Source organism: Thermopolyspora sp. NPDC052614 (genome assembly GCF_040678635.1).
Classification (GTDB): Bacteria; Actinomycetota; Actinomycetes; order Streptosporangiales; family Streptosporangiaceae; genus Thermopolyspora.
Genome location: NZ_JBFATZ010000006.1, coordinates 224115 through 242538 on the forward strand (window position 1 = coordinate 224115; position 18424 = coordinate 242538).

Here is an 18424-nt window from a genome sequence, read left to right on the forward strand (position 1 = left end):
CGCCGCCCATCCGCCGAGCAGCACGACGACCGCGCCCGCCACGAGGCCGCCGACCCACGCGTTGTTCAAGGCCCCGCTCTTCCTGGTCATCGGCGTGGTCGTCGGCCGTGATTCGGCAGCCTGTACGGCGCGGCCGGCGCGCAGCATCAGGTCGTGCTGGCGCAGCGCCGCCCATCCGCCGAGCAGCACGACGACCGCGCCCGCCACGAGGCCGCCGACCCACGCGTTGTTCAAGGCCCCGCTCTTCCTGGTCATCGGCGTCGTCGACTGTGTCGCGGGCACCCGCGACGCGCGGCGGCCGCCGTCTCGTACGTAGGCGGCGTCTGCTGCTCGACACGACCTCCGCGAGCGTGACCCTCGTCGCCCCTCGTCGTCGCGGGCTCGGGCGGCCTCGTCGTCACCGCGATCATCGCCCTCGCCCTGGCCGGGCAGGACGTCGGCACGGCGAACGAGGCCGGGTAGGTCCCGCGGTGTGCGATCCCGGGCGCTCAGCGGGCGGCCTGCGCGGCGACGCGCTCGATGGCCTGGACGGCGACGTCGGGCTCGTCGACATAGATGTAGTGCCCGCTCTTCTTGGCCGTGCTCAGCTTGCTGTCACCGGACAGGGCGAGCCACTTGCGCTGGCCCGCGGACCACGCCTGCTCCAGGCGCGGCCCGTACTCGGGGACGGCCCCGAGGTACGGCTGCCCGTGCTGGATCACCTCCACCGGGATGTTCCCGGCGGCCCGCACCTCCCCATCGCGGACGACGAGTTGCTCCGGGTTCTGGCCCTGGAAGACCGCCAGGTTCTGCGCCCGCAGCTCCCCCGCCGGTCCCGTGGCGGACTCGGGAATGATCCTCGCCAGGTCGCCCCCCATCGTGGGCGGCGTGGCGTCCATCAGGACCAGCCCCTTAACCCTGTCCTGATGGTCGGGCGCGTACCGGGCGGCGATCAGGCCGCCCAACGAGTGACCGGCCAGAACGACCGGGCCGTCACCGGCGACCTGGTCGAGCACCCCGGTCAGGATCTTCCCGGCGCCGGCGAAGTCCTGGGGGCCGTCCTGCTTGTCGCTCGCACCCGCCCCGAGCCGATCATAGGAACAGACCCGATTCTTCTCACTCAGCGTCTTCTGCAGGGCGGCCATCTTGTCCAGCCCGTCGCCCAGGCCGAGCATCAGGACGACGACCGGCTTGCCGTCCGCCGGTTTCCCCGAGCAGGACACGTTCACCGAACGGCCCTCCAGCTGAATCTTCTCGGTGCCGGAGATCGGCTTGGCCTCGGCCTTCTGCGAGGCCGGGGCCAGCGGGTCCCAGTCCTCCAGCGAGTCGGCGTCGCAGCCCGCGACCCCCGCGCCGACCAGGATTCCGCACAGCGCGGCCACGACGGATGCCTTGAACTTGCGATGCACGATGTCCCCCCATGAAGAGAATCAACGCCGAGATGATCGACGAGACGGTGTGGCGGAAAATCGGCCGAAGGGCCTGGCCACACCGAAACGCTAGGGACTCACCAGTCCCGGCGTCGTCACCAAACAGAGGACATTCGCCTGTAGCTCGCACGGGGGACAAGTTTGCGGAAAGACCGGACATGGCGTTACAGGGAAGCGGCCTGACGATCAGGCCCGATTCGTCCGGCCCGCACCGCAGGTCAGAGCTCCCGCAAGAACCGCGTCAGTGCCCGATGGTAGGGCGCGATGGTGGAGATGTCCGCGTATTCGCTGGGCCCGTGGAGGCCGTCGCCGCCGACGCCGAAGATGACCGCATCGACGCCGTGCTGGTAGTAGAAGCGCCCGTCGGCCGCCCCGTGCTTGCGCAGCAGGTCGCCCGAGTAGCCCTGGTCGCGGGCCGCCCGCTGCAACGCCAGCAGCTCGGCGCTCGCGGGGTCGGCGTGGTGCGGCGGGTCGGCGCTGTCGATCGACGGGGTGACGCCGGGCTCGCAGAAGTCCGCCAGGTAGCCGGCGATCTCCTCTGCGGACCTGCCGTTGAAGTCGGTGTCCTCGGGCGGGAAACGGATGTCCAGCCACGCCTCGGCGAGCGCCGGCACCTGGTTGAACGCCTGGTTGGGCGTGTGGATCCGGGCCACGTTGACCGTGGTCCGCCACTGCTCCGCCTCCGGAACCGGGTACTTGGCGAGCAGATTGTCCACGCTGCGCTGCAGCTTCAGCAGGGCGTTGTCGCCGGACCACTGATACGCGCTGTGCGCCGCCCGGCCCACCGCGTGCAGCCGGGCGACCACGATGCCCTTGGACTCGTTCACCACGCGCAGCCCGCTGAACTCGCCGATGACCACGAACCCGGCGGTCACCCCCTGCTCGATCTGGTGCAGGGTGCCGTTCCGCCCGCCCACCTCCTCGTCGGTCACCACCTGCAACCCGAGCGCGTACGGCACCATGGTGGCGAGCTCCCGAAAGACCTGCGCCTCGACGAGCGCGGACACCTTCATGTCCTGGGCGCCCCTGCCGTACAGGCGGTCTCCCTCCCGGCGCGGCCGGAACTGCTCGGGCAGCGCGGGCACCACGTCGACATGCCCGTTGAGGATCACCCGGAAGTCGGGCCGCCCGCCCGCGCCCTCCGGATACACCAGCGCGCTCGGCTTGCCCGCACGCTCAAACCGCTCGACCGTGAACCCCGGCCCGACGAATTCGAGCACCAGCTCCAGCGCCCGCTCCAGCTCGCGCGGACGGTCGGCGGTGGACGGTACGGCGATCAGTTCCTCGGCCACCTGAAGAAACGCTTCGACATCCATTGCCTCATAATCCATTGCCGCAAACGTTCCCCACCGCCCCACCCTGGCCGCCGACTACCGGCAGCGTGCCTGTACACCCGCCAAGGCGACAACGCGAAGACTCCATCACCCCCTATCACTCCCTATCATGGAGTACATTAGGGAGTGTTACAGACAGAAGGGCAATGGTGTGCCGGAGCAGTTCTACTCGGTGGAGCAGGTGGCCGACCTGCTGGACCTGCACGTGAAGACGGTGCGCGGCTATGTGCGGGACGGCCGGCTGAAGGCGGTCCGCATCGGCAAGCAGTACCGCATCTCACGCCAGGACCTGGAGGGCTTCCTCGGCCACCCCGCACCGGTCCCGGCGCGGGAGAGCGCGAGGCGCACCCGGCACGCCGAGGTGTCCGGCGTCGTGCACCTCGACGCGATCAGCCCGGAGGCGATGAGCCGCCTGAGCACGATGGTCATCACCGCCGCGCGTGAGCCACGCGACGGCGAGCCCCTGCACATCCAAACCGTCTACGACGAGGAGAGGGCCAGCATGAAGATCATCGTGGTGGGCGGCCTCGAGTCCACCGCCGAGATGCTCAGGCTAGTCGCGGCGCTTACACGGGACCTGTGATGAGCGCCATCTACGCGTCCCCCGAGGGCGAGCAGGCCATCAAACGCCACTACCGCGACCTCCTGGACCGCTGGCCGGTGCCGAGCGAGCACCTGCGCGTACCCACAAGCCAGGGCGAGACGTTCGTGGTCACATGCGGCCCGGCGGACGCTCCGCCGGTCGTGCTCCTGCACGGTTCGGGCACAAACTCGGCGATGTGGCTGGGCGACATACCCGACTGGGCGCCCCACCTGCGCCTGTACGCCGTGGACATCGTCGGCGAGCCCGGCCTGAGCGCCCCCTCCCGTCCCGCGCTGAACTCACAGGAATCCTCCCGATGGCTCGGCGACGTACTCGAGGGCCTCAGCCTCGACCACACCGCGTTCGTCGGCGCGTCACTCGGCGGCTGGACGGCCCTCGACTTCGCCACCCGCCACCCCGAGCGAGTCGAACGCCTGGCCCTGCTCTGCCCGGGCGGCATCGGCCGCCAGAAGATCGGTGTGCTGCTGGCGTCGGTCCTACTGCTCCCGCTCGGAAACCGGGGCAGAAACGCCGCCATGCGAATGGCCCTTGGACCCAACATCCCCGCGACTCCGAAGGCCAAGGACTTCACCGACTACATCCAGCTCATCCACCGAAACTTCCGCCCCCGCCACGAGCAGTTGCCGGTCTTCGGCGACGACGCACTCGCCCGCCTGACCATGCCGGTGATGGCCACACTGGGCGCCCACGACCGCATGCTCGACTCCCACGCCACCCGACGACGCCTGGAACAGGCCGTACCGCACGCGAGGATCGACTTCCTGCCTGACGCCGGGCACCTGATCGCCGGCCGCTCGCTGCCGATTCTGGACTTCCTGCAGCAGCCCGAGGAGACCCACTCCCAGTCCTGACCCGCGCGAGCGGAAGCGGCCTCGCCGACCATGTTCGGCGAGGGGCCACCCCCGAACGTCATGGTCAGAAGAAGTCGAATTCGCCGTCCTTGGCACCGGCGATGAAGGACTCCCATTCACGGCGCGTGTAGACGATGACGTCCGCGTCGGGGCGGCGACTGTGCCGCACCGCCACGCGGCCACTGCCGTCCGCCAGCGGTCCGGCTTCGACACATTGCGGGCCGCCGTTCGCGCTTTTGGAGCTGACGTGCCAGGCCACACCGGCAAGTTCGTCGGGAGTGATCACGTTGAACTCCTGTGTTCAGCTCACATAATTCGCTCGGCCGCTGCCGAGATGAGCGCCGCCGACTCCTCGGGGGCGAGGGCGGCTTGCCGTATATGAGTATAAGCGCGTAGAAAGTCATCGGCCTTCGGCGATTCCACATAAATCCCACCACCTCGGGTCTCTACGTAGGCGATGGTGACGTAGGGATCGGGCATTGTGAAGATCGTGAAGGGACCCTCGGGACTGGGGTGGATTGTGGTGGTGTTCAGGGGCAGCACCTGAATTGTGACGGCGGGATGTGCCGCCAATTCAGCGATCCGGCGGAGCTGCTTGCGCATCACCTCCGGGCCACCGATCATGCGTCGAAGAACGGCCTCATCCAGGATCGACGTGACCTGCGGCGGTTCATCCTTCTCCAGGATGCACTGGCGATTCATACGGAACTCGACCCAGCGCTCAATGTCTCCACCGGAGGCATCGGGGTTGGTGCCGTCGAACATGCGCTCGGCGTACTGCGGGATCTGGAACAGCCCGGGGACCACCATGGCGTCGTAGGAGCTGATCACCTCCGCGCGCGACTCCAGCCAGGCATGGTCGATCATGACACCCATCGAGTCCGTGTCGTAGCCGTCCCACCAGCCCTTGCGCCAGATGTCGCGGCTAAGTCTTTCGAGCCCATCACGCAGTTTCTGGTCTTCTACGCCATACAGATTGAGCAGGGCCATCACATCCGCGGCCCGAATGGGTATGATTCCGGACTCCATGCGGCTCATGGTCCCGATTTCACGTTGCAGATAGTCGCCGGCCTGCTTGAGGGTCAGCTTGGCCGACTCGCGAAGCTCGCGGAGCTGTTTACCGAGCAACTGCGCCCGAAGTGTGGGCGCTCGCCGGTTGTTCGTGTCACCACCGCTGCGCAGTCCCGACAAAACGGGATCACCTCCCAAAATGGACGATAGGGATATTTGTTCGTGGACAACTTTTCTCAAGGAACAGCTTGGCAACAGAGTAGCAGAGTGATTACGATTCGTCACAGAGAGCAAGGAGATAGCAAAGGACCGGGGTGGGCTTCGCGTTCCACCACCAGGCCCACCCCGGTCCTACGCCGGAAGGGAAATGCGAATGGACCATCTCGCGGCTTCCGACTCCCCACCTGTTTATCACGGACCGGAGTCGAGCAGTGACGAGATCATCGAGGGCACGCGGCCGCCGACTCGGACGCTGTCCCTGGTCACGCAGGACGATCTGCGCGAGCTGACCGGTACGCTGCCGCGTCTGTTCGCCTTGATCAAAGAGGTCGCCGGGGATGACGACGTCGTCACCGAGACGGTCAGCTACGGCCTGAGCCTGCCCGGCGGTGCCGCCATCGTGCATGCGGATGGCCGACTGATCGGACGCTGGAGTAACGCCGAGCGAGCCGCGTCAATGCTCGGCGCCTACCTCGTCTGGCTCGGGGAAAGCGAGGCCAACTGATCGCTTAGGCCGCGGATGGCACGTGGTGCCTCCTCCGGTGGCCGTCGCGCTGGCCGGTGACTGACGCAGGCCTTCTGTCCTTACCTCGGAACGCGGCGTGGGGCAGAGCTCGAAACTCCGCCTCACGCGGCCTCGGACACCTCCTCAGCACAGCGGCGACCTCTGACGACAAAGTGACACGAGTGTCCCAACGGCCAGAGGGTCCACCCCAGGGAGGAGTGTCACGGGATGGAACCGCGTGTCACGCCCCCGTAATGATCCATGACGCCGCCAGGGGATCGAGGCCGCGTCACGGACGGGAGATCGAATGGGAGTGAGCGTGCCACGCTCGGCCTGGTGAAAAGCGTCCTCTGGAGAATGTGATTTCTGGAGTCGTCCTTATCGTACTGCTGGACTGGCGGCTCCTGTGCAGAACACGGTGGCCTCACCGCACCGGGGCCGAGTCTGCCGTGGGTTGCGAAGAACAGGCCCTGAGGACCATGCACATCGCATCGCGTACGGCGGAGCCGGTCAGGCGGGCTGAGCGGGACTCAGCAGGCGGGTGACGGCGGTGGCGCCGGGGCTGAGGAGGGTCAGGTTGGCGATCAGGTCCTCGGCGGCGGACTTGAGGCCGTTGGGGCCGAGGGCGGCGAGGCCGTCGAGGATGAACAGGCCGCGGGTGGTGGAGTGGGTGATGCGGGTGCGGACGCACTGGCGCCAGTTCCAGCGGCGGCAGGTGACGCCCTCGTCGTCGCGCCAGATGACCTCGCCGGGGTCGGGGTGCTCGAGGGCGGTTTCGCCGTCGCGCTGGGTGTCGAAGGTCTCCTCGCCGGTGGCGCGGACCAGGCGGGCGGGGCCGGTGTAGGTGTCGAGGTCCTCGCCGCCGATGGGGAGCAGGTGGCCGACCGAGACGGCGTTGTAGGCGTCGGTGATGCGGTCCACTCGGGGCAGGCCCGCGTCGACGCGGCGGAGCAGGGCCTCGGCGCTGGGGCGGGTGCGCTGCGGCTTGGCGCCGAACGCCTGGAAGGCCTCGCGCCACTGCCGCAGGTGGTCGAGCTCGTGTGGGGCGCGGCCGTCGAGCAGGGCGCGGGCGCGGGACTCGGCGGCGGTCAGGAGCTTGTCGCTTTCGGCGTCGGACGGGCCGGGGCGCAGTCCCTCGACGACGATCAGCAGGGCGGCGTAGTCCGGCCGCAGCGCGGTCACCGTCTGGTCGACGTATGCCTCCGCGAGCCATCGCTGAACGTTCCGCTCGGTCTCCGGCACTATGTGCGCCACGACGCCCCCTTCACATTGCACTGGTGGTGCAATTTACTGCACCAGGGGCGGTCGGGCGAATCGGATCCGCGGAACGGCGCACGGCGCATGCGGCCCTGGGGATCCGGGGAAGGCCGTGGCCGTCGGGCTGTCGCCGCGTGGTCGGCCGACGCGCCAGGTCAGGACGCGCCAGGTCAGGGGGTGAGCAGGGCCTTGATGGCGCGGCGCTCGTTCATGGCCCGGTAAGCCTCGGCCGCCTGCTCCAGGGGGAGAGTGAGGTCGAAGACCTTGCCCGGGTCGATTTCGCGGTTCCAGATCAGCTCGATCAGTTCGGGCAGGAACCGGCGTACCGGGGCGGGGCCGCCATGCAGGTGGACCTGCGCGTAGAACAGTTCCTCGACGGGCAGTTGGACGTCGTGGGCGAGGCCGACGAAGCCGACGTGGCCGCCGGGCCGGGTGGAGCGGATCGCCTGCGTCATCGACTCGAGGGTGCCGACCGCCTCGATGACGCTGTGGGCGCCCAGCCCGCCCGTCATGTCCTTGATCCTGGCGACGCCCTCGGCGCCCCGCTCGGTGACGATGTCGGTGGCGCCGAACTCGCGGGCGAGGTTCTGCCGGTCCTGATGGCGGCTCATCGCGACGATCCGTTCGGCGCCCAGGCGCGTGGCGGCCAGCACGGCGCACAGGCCGACCGCGCCGTCGCCGACGACCGCGACGGTCTTGCCGGGTCCGGCGGCGGCCGCAACCGCGCCGAACCAGCCGGTGCCCAGCACGTCGGAGGCGGCCAGCAGGCTCGGCACCAGGTCCGCCGGCGGCGGCTCGGGAGTGGCCACGAGGGTGCCGTCGGCGAGCGGTATCCGTGCCCGCTGGGACTGCGTGCCGATCGTGCCCATCAGCACGCGGTTGACGCACGAGCTCGGGTAGCCCGCCCGGCAGATCTCGCAGGTGTTGTCGGAGGCGAAGAAGGAGCCGACCACGAACTGGCCCGGTCTGATGGTCGTGACCTGGTCGCCGACCTCCTCCACGACGCCGACGTACTCGTGTCCCATCGGCGCGGGACCGTCGATCTTCTCCACGCCCCGGTACGGCCACAGGTCGGAGCCGCAGACGCACGTCGCCGCCACGCGGATGACGGCGTCGGTCGGCTCGACGATCCGCGGATCGTCGCGCTCCTCGACGTACACGTCGTCCGGGGCGTTGAGGACCACTCCACGCATGGACGGATCTCCCTTGCCGCGTTGCGCCGGTGAACCGGTCAACCGGCGACTCTCGCGGTTCCCCTACCCTCGCCGTACAGGGCCGGACCCGGCATTGGTGACCGCTTAGGGGGTCTTTGTGCAGCCTTGTCCGGCAGTACGCCCTCACCCTTGCCGCAGCGAATCACGGCATTCGGTGCAGGCCCTCGTGGCGGACCGTCCAGGTGCCGTCGGCGGGGAAGCCGGGGGCGTGCCGGTCGCCGTCGCCGTCCCAGCCCGCCGCCATGAGGGCGATCGCCGACAGCAGGCCGCCGTTGCCCGGCAGGTAGATCGGGAGGTACGGGGTCTGGCGGTTGTGGCCGTTGGGGAGGTGGGTGTTCTTGGCGACCGGCATCAGCAGCGCGTCCACCGCGGTCTGCGGCTCGCCCAGGCGGGCGGCGGTCATCGCGATCGCGGGGTAGTCCCAGCCCCAGGTGGTCTCCCACGACCAGGTGTCCAGGACGTGGCGGAGCGTGGCGCGCATGATGTCGGGGTCGATGAGGCCGGTCGGGGGTACGACGCCCAGCGCGTACAGCATGGATGGGTGGTCTTCGTGCACCGTGTACGGCGGGACGTCCACGGCGGCGTACACACCGTCACGCACGTACGGCCGCGCCATCCCCTCGGCCACCCGTGCCCAGGACGGCTCGGGCGGCAGGCCGAGCATGGCCCGCCAGCGCTGGGCGATGCCGAGGGCCCACGCCCAGTAGGCCAGCTCGAAGGTCGGATTCGTGAGCTCGGTCCGCAGGTCGGCGTACGACTCCTGCGCGGGCACCAGCGGCGGCCCCAGCGTGTAACCGCCCTCCCCCTTGACCGCGAAGTCGGCCATGAACGCCGCCGACGCGAAGACGACGTCGGCGTACCGGCGCAGCACGTCGGCGGGGGCGTCGCTGCCGCGCCGTACCAGTTCGGCGAGGAAGATCGGGTGGGGCTGTTGCCAGATGAGGAACGGGGCGATCGGGCTTGGGCCCTCTCTGCCGTCGGGGCCGACCTGCTTGGGCCAGCGTGCGCCCGCGCAGCCCTGGCGGCGGGCGGTCTCGCGGGCGGAGGGCAGGATCGTCTCGTACCAGCCGAGGCCGCGTTCCAGCAGCTCGGGCCTGCCCCACAGCGGGAAGTGCGCGCCGTGCCACCAGTGCATCTCCAGGTGGAAGCGTCCCCGCCAGCTATTCACCATCAGACCGGTCTCCTGCGGGGGGAGCGACCCGGCGCAGTGGATCGCGGTCAAGTACTGCGACAGCACGACCCGGCGTTCCAGCTCGGGGGCCCGTTCGTCGCGGCTGCCGGCGAGTTCCACCGCCCCGCCGGTGGTCCAGAATCGCTCCCAGTGCCGCGCCGACGCGGCCAGCGTCTCGGCGAAGCCGGGCACGTCCGCGTCGTCCGGCCGTCCGGGCCCGAACGCGACGCACAGTTCGGTCACCGGGGCGCGGCAGGGCACCGCCAGTTCGTGTTGTCCGATCCGGGCGGGTTCACCACCGGGTGATGACACCAGCGTAAGGTGATAGGCGGTGTCGTCGAGGGCGCGTTCCACCACATGCCCCTCCCCGGAGGGTCGCACGGTGGACGAGTGCGCCTCGGGACGGGTCCAGTCCGCGGCGTTGTTCCACGACTCCGACCCGTAGGGGAAGGCCAGCCGCACGGCCAGTGCGGCGTCCCCGTCCGGGACGGTCTCGACGCGCAGGGCGAGCACGTCGCGCTCCGGATGGCACACGGTGGTGATCGTGACCGGGGTCCCGCCCAGCCGGAAGCGGCTGACGATCACGCCCGTCCACAGGTCGAGCCGCTGCCGTACCTCGCTCAACTCCCCCGGATCCGGCGGCCGGGGCGCGCCGTCTCGGGTGACGACCAGGCCGATCCTGGCCAGGTCGAGCCGGTGCGGGTTGTTGCGCAGCCACGACTCGGCGGGCGACGCGGGCGACTCGGTTCCCGCGCCGAGGTCGCCGCGCATGTCCACGTACGGCACCGGCCCGCGCGGCGTCCGGTAGACGCGCATCGTCTCCTCAAGCGCGTACGGCTCGCCGCCCCGCCCCGGGACCGGCGTGCTGTGCCAGCCCCAGGAGGACATGGTGCCGAGCAGTGTCCCGGGCCGGGCCCCGGAGGGGTCGGCGACCGGATAGCGCTCGGGGAACGTCTGCAGCCCGGTGACGTCGACGGTGAAGCACAGTTCGCCGTTGCCCACCGACAGCGGCGAGGGCGCCGTGTCATCGGTGGGGAGGCCCGTCACCTCGACCGCGTGCCGGTCCACGAGCGCCCGCCGGTCGATCCGCGGGCCCGGCCCGGAAGCGGTCACTGCTGGATCGCCTGCCCGACCTGCTTGATGAACTCATCCGCGCCCTGCTCCGGCGTCATCCGCTTGAACAGCACCTCGCCGTTGATGCGGTCGGAGATGCGCCAGGCCTCGGCGGACCCGGCCGGGCCGATCACGAGCGGCGGGCCGGCCTTGGCGGACAGCTTGTCGATGTACTCGACCTGCCCGGTGTCCTCCTTGGCGAGCAGCGGCGTGACGGCGGCGCGTACGTCGGAGTTGGCGGAGACGCCCCGGTCGTTGAGGATGATCTTGCCGGCCTCGGGGTTGTTCACCAGGAAGTCGACGAGCTTGGCGGCCTCCTTGGGGTGCTCGCTCTTGGCGTTGATCGTGTAGAGCTGGGAGGCCTGCAGCCACAGACCGGCCTGCTTGCCGCCGGTCTCGCCGGGGGCCCGGATGATGCGCAGGTCGGCGCCGGACGCCTTGCGGAGCTGGCCGAGCAGGTTGCTCCAGTCGAACTGCATGGCGGACAGGCCGCGGCCCATCAGCGACTGCTCGGGCGCGGGCTGGGTGGTCAGCTCGGCCGTCGTCGACGCGGGCGGGGTCGCCCCGGCGTCACGCAGCTCGGTGGTCATCTTCCACCAGTCGGTGAGGGTCTGCCGGCTGATGCCGACCTTGCCGTCGGGGGTGTAGAGGCCCTCGCCCCGCTGCCGGGAGAACAGGTCGAGGGTGTCGGTGCGGGTCGGGTCGTTGATGGCGTAGGTGCCCTTGGGCAGCTTCTTCGCCAGGTCCTTGGCGATGGTCGTGAAGTCGTCCCAGGTCCAGGTGTCCTCGTTCGGCAGCTCGACGCCGGCCTTCTCGAAGATGGCCGGGTTGATGACGACACCGATGGCGTTGACGCCGGTCGGCACGCCGTACTGGACGTTGTTGAAGTTGCCGTTGCCGAGCGCCGCCTGGCCGATCTTGTCGGTCTTCAGCACGTCGTTCACCGTGGACAGGTCGAGCAGCGCGCCGCGGTCGCCGTACTCACGCGGGTAGGCGCCGCCGAGCGTGATCACGTCGGGGGCGTCGCCGCCGGCCACCTGGGTGGCGAGCTTGTCGAAATAGCCGTTGAAGTCGGTGAACTCGCCCTTGACCTTGATGTTCGGGTTGGCCTTCATGAAGGCGTCCAGGGCCTTCTGGGTGATCGCCGCGCGGTCGTTGTTGCCCCACCAGCTGAAGCGCAGCTCGACCGGGCCGGAGCCTTCCCCGCCGCTCGACGAGCCGCCGCCGCAGGCGGTCGCCAGCATCGCGACGACGAGACCGGCCACCGCGAGACCTCGGGCTCGGAAACGTGTGGATCTCATGTACGTGTCTCCCCTCGATTACGTGAACCGATGGATTAAATCGATTTAGCCCTGACACGGCCGAGACCGTCGCGGGCGGTGACTCCTGCGGGCGGAAGGGCTCGCGGTGAATGGCGGTACTGCGTGAACTCGATCGCGCGTCCCCGAAAACGCGCGTCTACTTGAAGCCCGTCGTCGCCACCCCTTGGGTGAGGTAGCGCTGACCGGCGAGGAAGAAGCCGAAGATCGGGGCGAGTCCGACGATGGACATGGCGAAAAGCTGGCCCCACGAGGTCTCGCCCTGCGCGTCCAGGAAGGAGCGCAACGCGATCGGCATCGTGTACTGGTCCGGATCCGTCAGGAAGATCAACTGACTGAAGAAGTCGTTCCAGGTCCAGATGAACGTGAACACCGCCGAGGTCGCCAGCGCCGGCACGCACAGCGGCATGATGATCCGCCAGTAGATCCGCAAGTGCCCGCAGCCGTCGATGCGCGCCGCCTCGTCCAGCTCCCTCGGCAGCCCGCGGATGAACTGCACCATCAGGAAGATGAAGAACGCGTCGTGCGCCAGGAACTTCGGCACCACCAGCGGCAGGATCGTGTTGATCCAGTCGAGCTGGGAGAACAGCACGTACTGCGGCACGATCAGCACGTGGATCGGCAGCATCAGGGTGGCGAGCATGAGCGCGAAGAAGAAGTTGCGCCCCCGGAACCGCAGCCGCGCGAAAGCGTAGGCGGCCAGCGAGCACGACAGCAGGTTGCCGACGACCGACAGGATCGCGATCACCGCCGAGTTCCACATGTAGTAGTGGAACGGGTGGGTCAGCGCCGTCCAGCCCTCGGTGTAGTTGGACAGGTCGAGCTCGGTCGGCCAGATCGACGGGTCGCGGAAGATGGTCTCGGTCGGCTTCAACGAGCTGGACACCATCCACAGCAGCGGGTAGAGCATGATCAGGCCGAAGCCGATCAGCAGCGCGTGCTTGGTGATCCGCCGGCCCCGGCTGAGCGTACGGCCCGGCGGCGTCCGCGGAGCGGTCATCGAGTCAGTCGCCATAGAACACCCACCGCTTGGCGAGCAGGAAGTTCAGCGCGGTCAGCAGGGCGATGACGGCCAGCAGCACCCAGGCCAGCGCCGACGCGTATCCCATGTCGAAGGCGCGGAACCCGCGCTGATAGAGGTAGAGCGTGTAGAGCAGGGTGGAGTCGACCGGGCCGCCCTCGCCGCCGCTCACCACGAACGCCTGCGTGAAGCTCTGGAAGGCGCCGATCATCTGCATCACCAGGTTGAAGAAGATGACCGGCGTCAGAAGCGGCAGCGTGATGTGGAAGAACTTCGACCATCCGGTGGCGCCGTCCACGTCCGCCGCCTCGTACAGGGAAACCGGTATCTGCCGCAGCCCGGCAAGGAAGATCACCATCGGCGCGCCGAACGTCCAGGCGTTGAGCACCACGAGGGTGCCGAGCGCGAAGTCCGGGTGCTGCACCCAGCTCTCGCCCTCGATGCCGAACAGCCCGAGGATCTGGTTGATCAGGCCGTCGGCGCCGAAGATCTGGCGCCACAGGATCGCGATCGACACGCTTCCGGCGAGCAGCGAGGGCAGGTAGTAGACCGACCGGTAGAAGGCGAGGCCGCGCACGCCGCGGTTGAGCAGCATCGCCAGCGCCAGCGCCAGGACGAGCTGCAGGGGCACCGAGACGAACACGTACTGGGCGGTGTTCCACATCGCCTTGTGCAGGCGCGGGTCGTCCAGCATGCGCTCGTAATTGGCGAGGCCCGTCCACTCCGGCGGCTTGAGCAGCGGATATTTGGTGAACGACAGGTAGAGCGAGCCGAGGATCGGCCCGATCGTGAACGCCACCATGCCGATGAACCACGGCATCAGGAACAGGTAGCCGGCCCTGCCCTCCCGCCTCACCGGCGAGAGCTGCGATGGCCTGCGGCGGCCGCGCCGCCGCCCCTGTGAACCGGCGGAACCTGCGGGACCGGCGGGATCGGCGGGACCGGCGCGGACGGGCGCCACCGGCGTCGCGCCCTCCACGCCGGGCGGGGAAGAAGACGGCGGAGCGCCCACACGATCGCTCAATGGAATCACCCTTCGCGAGGAGCGCGGGAGTCGGGGAGAACGCGGGTCGGAAACGAGAATGCGAAACCGCGCCGCAGGCGCTCGGCCTACGGGTAACCAGTTTCTAACAGAGCCAACATCAACTGTCAACGGTACGTTAGCGATTCGTTGACCTGCGTAAACGCTGGAACGGTCGACTTTGGAAGCGATACAGAAACCGGTTGCCTGGGCATTTGAGTAACCGGTATCTTCAGGGCGGCACCGCCTTCCGGACGCTCCGGCGCAGGTCACGGCGGCCCGCCGGGGCACCCGCCCATCCACCTGCCATGCACCTACCACCCACCCACCCACCATCCGCCCGTCCAACGCCCGACCGGCGGCGCGCCCGCGGGCTTCTCGCCAGGGGGAGAGTCGAGATGAGTTCGGAGACCGCAGACCGCGAGCGAGGGGACGAGACGCGCCCGCGGCCGGCGCGGCGGCGGGGCGGGCGCCCGGACCACGCCAAGGCGACGATCGCCCGCGTCGCGGAGATGGCCGGCGTGTCCAGGGCGACGGTGTCGCGGGTGATGAACGGCAGCCCCACCGTCGCCCCCGAGCTGGCCGAGCGGGTCAGGACCGCCGCCGAGGCGCTGAACTACGAGCCGAGCCAGGTGGCGCGCAGCCTGGCGCTCGGCCGTACCAGCACGGTGTCGCTGATCGTGCCCGACCTGGCCAACCCGATGTTCCAGGACGTACTGCGCGGGCTGAGCAACGCCGCCGGGCGGGAGGGGCACCGGCTGCTGGTCGCCGAGACCGGCGAGAACGCCGAGGAGGAGGCGATCCTCGCCGTCGAGGCGCGGCGGCGCTCCGACGGGCTGGTGCTCGCCTCGCCGCGCATGCCGGAGGCGGAGCTGCGCGCCCTCAGCGAGCGGGTGGCCCCGCTCGTGCTGCTCAACCGGGAGATCCTCGGCTCCACCGTGCCGTCGCTGTCGGTCGACTACGCGGCGGGCATGCGGGAGATCGTCACGCATCTGCTGGGGCTGGGGCACCGGCACCTGGCGTACCTGTCCGGGCCGGCGGCCAGCGCGCCGAATCGCGACCGGATCGCGGTGCTGCGGGCGGCGTCCGCCGGGGATCCGGGCTTCACGCTGACCGAGTTGGAGTGCGGCTCGACGTTCGAGGACGGGCACGCGATCGCGCAGGCGGTGGTGGCGACCGGGGCGAGCGCGGTGGTGGCGTACAACGACATGGTGGCCTTCGGCACGCTGAGCGGGCTGCACGAGCTGGGGGTGCCGGTGCCCGGCGAGATCTCCATCACCGGCTTCGACGACATTCCGTTCGCCCGGTACACCACGCCGCCGCTCACCACGGCCTCGATTCCGAAGAACGAGCTGGGCAGCCAGGCGTGGAGCAGGCTGTGGGCGCTGATGCACGGCGAGCCGGGGGGCTACAACGTGCGGTTCCAGCCGCGCCTGATCGTCCGCGAGAGCACCGGGCCGGCGCCCGCCGCGCGTCGGCGGCGCACCCGCTGACCTTCCGGGCCTCCGCGATGCCTTCTGCGTATTCAGGGAGATGCGATGAACGGGCAAGCGACCGATGGCCGGGGCCTTGCGTGGCTCTCGGTGCGAGGGGATCGCCTCGTGGACGACTCCGGCGAGCCGGTGACGCTCGCCGGGGTCGGGCTGGGCGGCTGGATGAACATGGAGAACTTCATCACCGGCCATCCCTTCACCGAGTCCGCGATGCGGGAGGCGCTGCGGCGGACGCTCGGCGAGGAGGGGTACGCGCGGTTCTTCGAGCGGTTCCTCGACGGCTTCTTCGACGCGGCGGACGCGCGGTTCCTCGCCTCGCTGGGGCTGAACTCCGTGCGGATTCCGTTCAGCTACCGGCATTTCGAGGACGACGAGCGGCCGTTCGAGCCCAAGGAGGAGGGGTTCGCCAGGCTTGACCGGGTCGTCCGGGTCTGCGCTGAGGCGGGGCTGTACGCGATCCTCGACCTGCACGCCGTACCGGGGTGGCAGAACCAGCACTGGCACAGCGACAACCCGTCGGGGCGGGCGCTGTTCTGGCGGCATCCGCACTTCCAGGACCGGGTGGTGCACCTGTGGGAGGCGCTCGCCGAGCGGTACCGGGACCGGCCCGAGGTGGCCGGGTACAACCCGGTCAACGAGCCCGCCGACGCCTCCGGGGAGGTGATCGGGCCGTTCTACGCGCGGCTTGAGCGGGCGATCCGGGCGATCGACCCACGGCACGTGCTGTTCCTCGACGGGAACCGGTACTCCTCGGACTTCTCGGCGTTCGACGAGCCGTTCGCCAACACCGTCTACACGGCGCACGACTACGCGCTGCCCGGCATCGCGGCCGGGGGCGAGTACCCGGGCGTCACCCGCGGCGAGTACTTCGACCGGGACGTGGTCGAGGAGACGTTCCTGCGTCGCACCGAGTTCATGCGCCGCACCGGCACCCCGATCTGGATCGGCGAGTTCGGGCCGGTGTACACCGGGGAGCCCGAGCGGGACGCGTCCCGGCTGCGGCTGCTGCGCGACCAGTTGGAGATCTACCGCGAGCACGGCGCGAGCTGGTCGCTGTGGACCTACAAGGACGTCGGCCTGCAGGGGCTGACGTTCGCCCGCAAGGACGGCCCCTACCTGCGGCGAATCGCGCCCGCGCTGGAGAAGAAGATCCGGCTCGGCGCGGACTCGTGGGGCGGTGTGGACACCCACGTACGGCACATCATGGCGCCGATCGAGGAGCTGTTCGAGAAGGAGTTCCCGGCCTTCGCGCCCTATCCGTGGGGTCGCCGGGACTACATCAACACGCTGGTGCGCAACATCCTGCTCGCCGAGCCGCTCGTGGACGACTTCGCCCGCTGCTTCGAGGGCGTCACGCCCGACGAGGCCGAGGAGCTCGCGGGCTGCTTCGCGTTCGAACGGTGCGAACGCCGAACCGAGCTGGTCCGGGTGCTCGCCGAGCACCTGGCGCGATGAGCCGCCCATCCGATCAAGGAGGCATGAACACGATGGAAACGACCTCGGACGGCGCGGCGACGGGACGGCGGCGCTACGCGATCGTCGGCACCGGGGCGCGGGCGGAGATGTTCGTCCGGGCGATCGCCGTCGATCACGCCGCGCGCTGCGAGCTCGTCGCGCTCGCCGACACCAACCCGGCGCGGGTGAAGGCGCACAACGAGGCGCTGGTCGCGCTGGGGGCCCCGGCCGCGGCCGAGTACCACGCCGCCGACTTCCGGCGGATGCTCGACGAGCAGCGGGTGGACGTCGTCCTGGTCGCCACCGTCGACCGGTACCACGACGAGTACATCGTGGCCGCCCTCGACGCCGGGCGCGACGTGATCACCGAGAAGCCGATGACGATCGACGCCGAGCGCTGCCGCTCCATCCTCGACGCCGTCGCCCGCAGCGGCCGGCGCGTCGCCGTCACCTTCAACTACCGCTACAACCCGGTGCACGAGGCGGTCCGGCGGGTGCTCGCCGACGGCGAGATCGGCGAGGTCGGCTCGGTGCACTTCGAGTGGCTCCTCGACGTACGGCACGGCGCGGACTACTTCCGCCGCTGGCACCGGAACAAGGACAACTCCGGCGGGCTGCTCGTGCACAAGGCCACCCACCACTTCGACCTGGTCAACTGGTGGCTGGGGGCGGCGCCCGAGCAGGTGTACGCGCAGGGCCGGCTGTTCTTCTACGGCGACGAGGCGGGGCGGCGGCACGGGTACGCCCGCGACTACGAGCGGGCGCACGGCGCCCCCGAGGCGGCCGACGACCCGTTCGCGCTGCACATGGCCGACAGCGAGGGGCTCACGCGGCTCTACCTGAACGCCGAGGCGCATGACGGCTACCACCGGGACCGGAACGTCTTCGCGCCCGGCATCACGATCGAGGACGACATGGCGGTGCTGGTGCGGTATTCGACGGGGGCGACGATGTCGTACCACCTGACGGCGTACTCGCCGTGGGAGGGCTACCGGGTGATGTTCAACGGCAGCAAGGGCCGCCTGGAGCTGGAGGTCGTCGAGAACGACCACGTCGCGCCGCGCAGCGGCGGGCTGAAGTGGGCCTCGCTGCACGGGGTGGAGGCGGCGGCCGAGGACGGGTGGGCGCGGCTGCGGGTGTGCCCGTTCTGGCGGCGGCCGTACGAGGTGGACCTCGGCGAGCAGACCCGCGAAGGCCACGGCGGCGCGGACGAACGCATGGTCGCCGACCTGTTCTCCCCCGGTGGCGAACCCGACCCGCTGGGCCGCTCCGCCACCGAGATCGACGGCGCGCTGTCGCTGCTCACCGGCCTCGCCGCGAACCGCTCCCTGGTCACCGGCGGCCCGGTCCCGGTGTCCGACCTGATCGACCTCTCGGCGTACTCGGCGGGCTGAGGTCGCCTCGCGACGGCGGAAACCCGGCGGGTG

The 18424-nt window shown here is 69.8% G+C and carries 17 protein-coding genes; 6 read left to right on the forward strand and 11 right to left on the reverse strand.

Features of this window, described 5'->3' with window-relative positions; all coding sequences use genetic code 11:
• From AB0K60_RS15585 to AB0K60_RS15595, 3 genes are all read right to left on the reverse strand, one after another.
• Positions 1-255, reverse strand: a 255-nt coding sequence (locus AB0K60_RS15585) for a hypothetical protein (RefSeq protein ID WP_364054112.1), incomplete at its 3' end; no start/stop codon positions are given.
• Positions 256-488: 233 nt separating this feature from the next.
• Positions 489-1388, reverse strand: a complete 900-nt coding sequence (locus AB0K60_RS15590; RefSeq protein ID WP_364054115.1) for an alpha/beta hydrolase — start codon at positions 1386-1388, stop codon at positions 489-491.
• 239 nt (positions 1389-1627) lie between these two features.
• Positions 1628-2725 carry a M20/M25/M40 family metallo-hydrolase gene (locus AB0K60_RS15595; RefSeq protein WP_364054118.1) on the reverse strand — a complete coding sequence of 366 codons (1098 nt, stop codon included), beginning with the start codon at positions 2723-2725 and terminating at the stop codon, positions 1628-1630.
• A 169-nt stretch (positions 2726-2894) separates the two neighbouring features.
• Here AB0K60_RS15595 and AB0K60_RS15600 point away from each other — a divergent pair, with 169 nt between their 5' ends.
• Together AB0K60_RS15600 and AB0K60_RS15605 are read left to right on the forward strand one after the other, a co-directional pair.
• Positions 2895-3326, forward strand: a complete 432-nt coding sequence (locus AB0K60_RS15600) for a helix-turn-helix domain-containing protein (RefSeq protein ID WP_364054121.1) — start codon at positions 2895-2897, stop codon at positions 3324-3326.
• Positions 3326-4198 carry an alpha/beta fold hydrolase gene (locus AB0K60_RS15605; RefSeq protein ID WP_364054124.1) on the forward strand — a complete coding sequence of 291 codons (873 nt, stop codon included), beginning with the start codon at positions 3326-3328 and terminating at the stop codon, positions 4196-4198. The genes AB0K60_RS15600 and AB0K60_RS15605 overlap by 1 nt, the downstream gene beginning before the upstream one ends.
• Positions 4199-4262: 64 nt before the next feature.
• On the opposite strand, the gene AB0K60_RS15610 is transcribed toward AB0K60_RS15605, so the two are convergent.
• Both AB0K60_RS15610 and AB0K60_RS15615 read right to left on the reverse strand, forming a co-directional pair.
• Complete coding sequence (locus tag AB0K60_RS15610; protein WP_364054841.1) at positions 4263-4481, reverse strand: DUF397 domain-containing protein; 219 nt, start codon at positions 4479-4481, stop codon at positions 4263-4265.
• 23 nt (positions 4482-4504) lie between these two features.
• The gene (locus tag AB0K60_RS15615; protein WP_364054127.1) at positions 4505-5389 is read right to left on the reverse strand and encodes a helix-turn-helix transcriptional regulator; all 885 of its coding nucleotides are present in this window, start codon (positions 5387-5389) and stop codon (positions 4505-4507) included.
• 193 nt (positions 5390-5582) lie between these two features.
• On the opposite strand from AB0K60_RS15615, the gene AB0K60_RS15620 reads away from it, so the two are divergent.
• Positions 5583-5933, forward strand: a complete 351-nt coding sequence (locus AB0K60_RS15620) for a hypothetical protein (protein WP_364054129.1) — start codon at positions 5583-5585, stop codon at positions 5931-5933.
• Between the two features lie 510 nt (positions 5934-6443).
• Here AB0K60_RS15620 and AB0K60_RS15625 read toward each other — a convergent pair.
• From AB0K60_RS15625 to AB0K60_RS15650, 6 genes are all read right to left on the reverse strand, one after another.
• Complete coding sequence (locus AB0K60_RS15625; protein ID WP_364054132.1) at positions 6444-7187, reverse strand: phenylalanine--tRNA ligase beta subunit-related protein; 744 nt, start codon at positions 7185-7187, stop codon at positions 6444-6446.
• Positions 7188-7360: 173 nt separating this feature from the next.
• A complete protein-coding gene (locus tag AB0K60_RS15630; protein ID WP_364054135.1) occupies positions 7361-8383 on the reverse strand; it encodes a zinc-dependent alcohol dehydrogenase family protein in 1023 nt (340 codons plus the stop codon).
• A gap of 163 nt (positions 8384-8546) precedes the next feature.
• Positions 8547-10688 carry a hypothetical protein gene (locus AB0K60_RS15635; RefSeq protein ID WP_364054138.1) on the reverse strand — a complete coding sequence of 714 codons (2142 nt, stop codon included), beginning with the start codon at positions 10686-10688 and terminating at the stop codon, positions 8547-8549.
• On the reverse strand, positions 10685-11989 hold the full coding sequence (locus tag AB0K60_RS15640; protein ID WP_364054141.1) for a sugar ABC transporter substrate-binding protein: 1305 nt from the start codon (positions 11987-11989) through the stop codon (positions 10685-10687). Before AB0K60_RS15640 ends, AB0K60_RS15635 begins: the two co-directional genes overlap by 4 nt.
• A gap of 157 nt (positions 11990-12146) precedes the next feature.
• Positions 12147-13022 (reverse strand): carbohydrate ABC transporter permease, encoded by an 876-nt coding sequence (locus AB0K60_RS15645; RefSeq protein ID WP_364054144.1) that lies wholly within the window; start codon positions 13020-13022, stop codon positions 12147-12149.
• Positions 13012-13884, reverse strand: a complete 873-nt coding sequence (locus tag AB0K60_RS15650) for a sugar ABC transporter permease (RefSeq protein WP_364054844.1) — start codon at positions 13882-13884, stop codon at positions 13012-13014. Before AB0K60_RS15650 ends, AB0K60_RS15645 begins: the two co-directional genes overlap by 11 nt.
• A gap of 563 nt (positions 13885-14447) precedes the next feature.
• Here AB0K60_RS15650 and AB0K60_RS15655 point away from each other — a divergent pair.
• From AB0K60_RS15655 to AB0K60_RS15665, 3 genes are all read left to right on the forward strand, one after another.
• Complete coding sequence (locus tag AB0K60_RS15655) at positions 14448-15542, forward strand: LacI family DNA-binding transcriptional regulator (protein WP_364054147.1); 1095 nt, start codon at positions 14448-14450, stop codon at positions 15540-15542.
• 108 nt (positions 15543-15650) lie between these two features.
• Complete coding sequence (locus tag AB0K60_RS15660; RefSeq protein WP_364054150.1) at positions 15651-16997, forward strand: cellulase family glycosylhydrolase; 1347 nt, start codon at positions 15651-15653, stop codon at positions 16995-16997.
• 23 nt (positions 16998-17020) lie between these two features.
• Positions 17021-18391 (forward strand): Gfo/Idh/MocA family oxidoreductase, encoded by a 1371-nt coding sequence (locus tag AB0K60_RS15665; protein WP_364054153.1) that lies wholly within the window; start codon positions 17021-17023, stop codon positions 18389-18391.
• The last annotated feature ends 33 nt before the right edge of the window (positions 18392-18424 follow it).

Excerpts from the sequence above, each read along its gene's own strand:
- AB0K60_RS15595 (WP_364054118.1), bottom strand. The coding sequence starts at position 2,725 with ATGGATGTCGAAGCGTTTCTTCAGGTGGCCGAGGAACTGATCGCCGTA.
- AB0K60_RS15605 (WP_364054124.1), top strand. The coding sequence starts at position 3,326 with ATGAGCGCCATCTACGCGTCCCCCGAGGGCGAGCAGGCCATCAAACGC.
- AB0K60_RS15630 (WP_364054135.1), bottom strand. The coding sequence starts at position 8,383 with ATGCGTGGAGTGGTCCTCAACGCCCCGGACGACGTGTACGTCGAGGAG.
- AB0K60_RS15665 (WP_364054153.1), top strand. The coding sequence starts at position 17,021 with ATGAACACGATGGAAACGACCTCGGACGGCGCGGCGACGGGACGGCGG.
- AB0K60_RS15640 (WP_364054141.1), bottom strand. The coding sequence starts at position 11,989 with ATGAGATCCACACGTTTCCGAGCCCGAGGTCTCGCGGTGGCCGGTCTC.
- AB0K60_RS15655 (WP_364054147.1), top strand. The coding sequence starts at position 14,448 with ATGAGTTCGGAGACCGCAGACCGCGAGCGAGGGGACGAGACGCGCCCG.
- AB0K60_RS15645 (WP_364054144.1), bottom strand. The coding sequence starts at position 13,022 with ATGGCGACTGACTCGATGACCGCTCCGCGGACGCCGCCGGGCCGTACG.
- AB0K60_RS15620 (WP_364054129.1), top strand. The coding sequence starts at position 5,583 with ATGGACCATCTCGCGGCTTCCGACTCCCCACCTGTTTATCACGGACCG.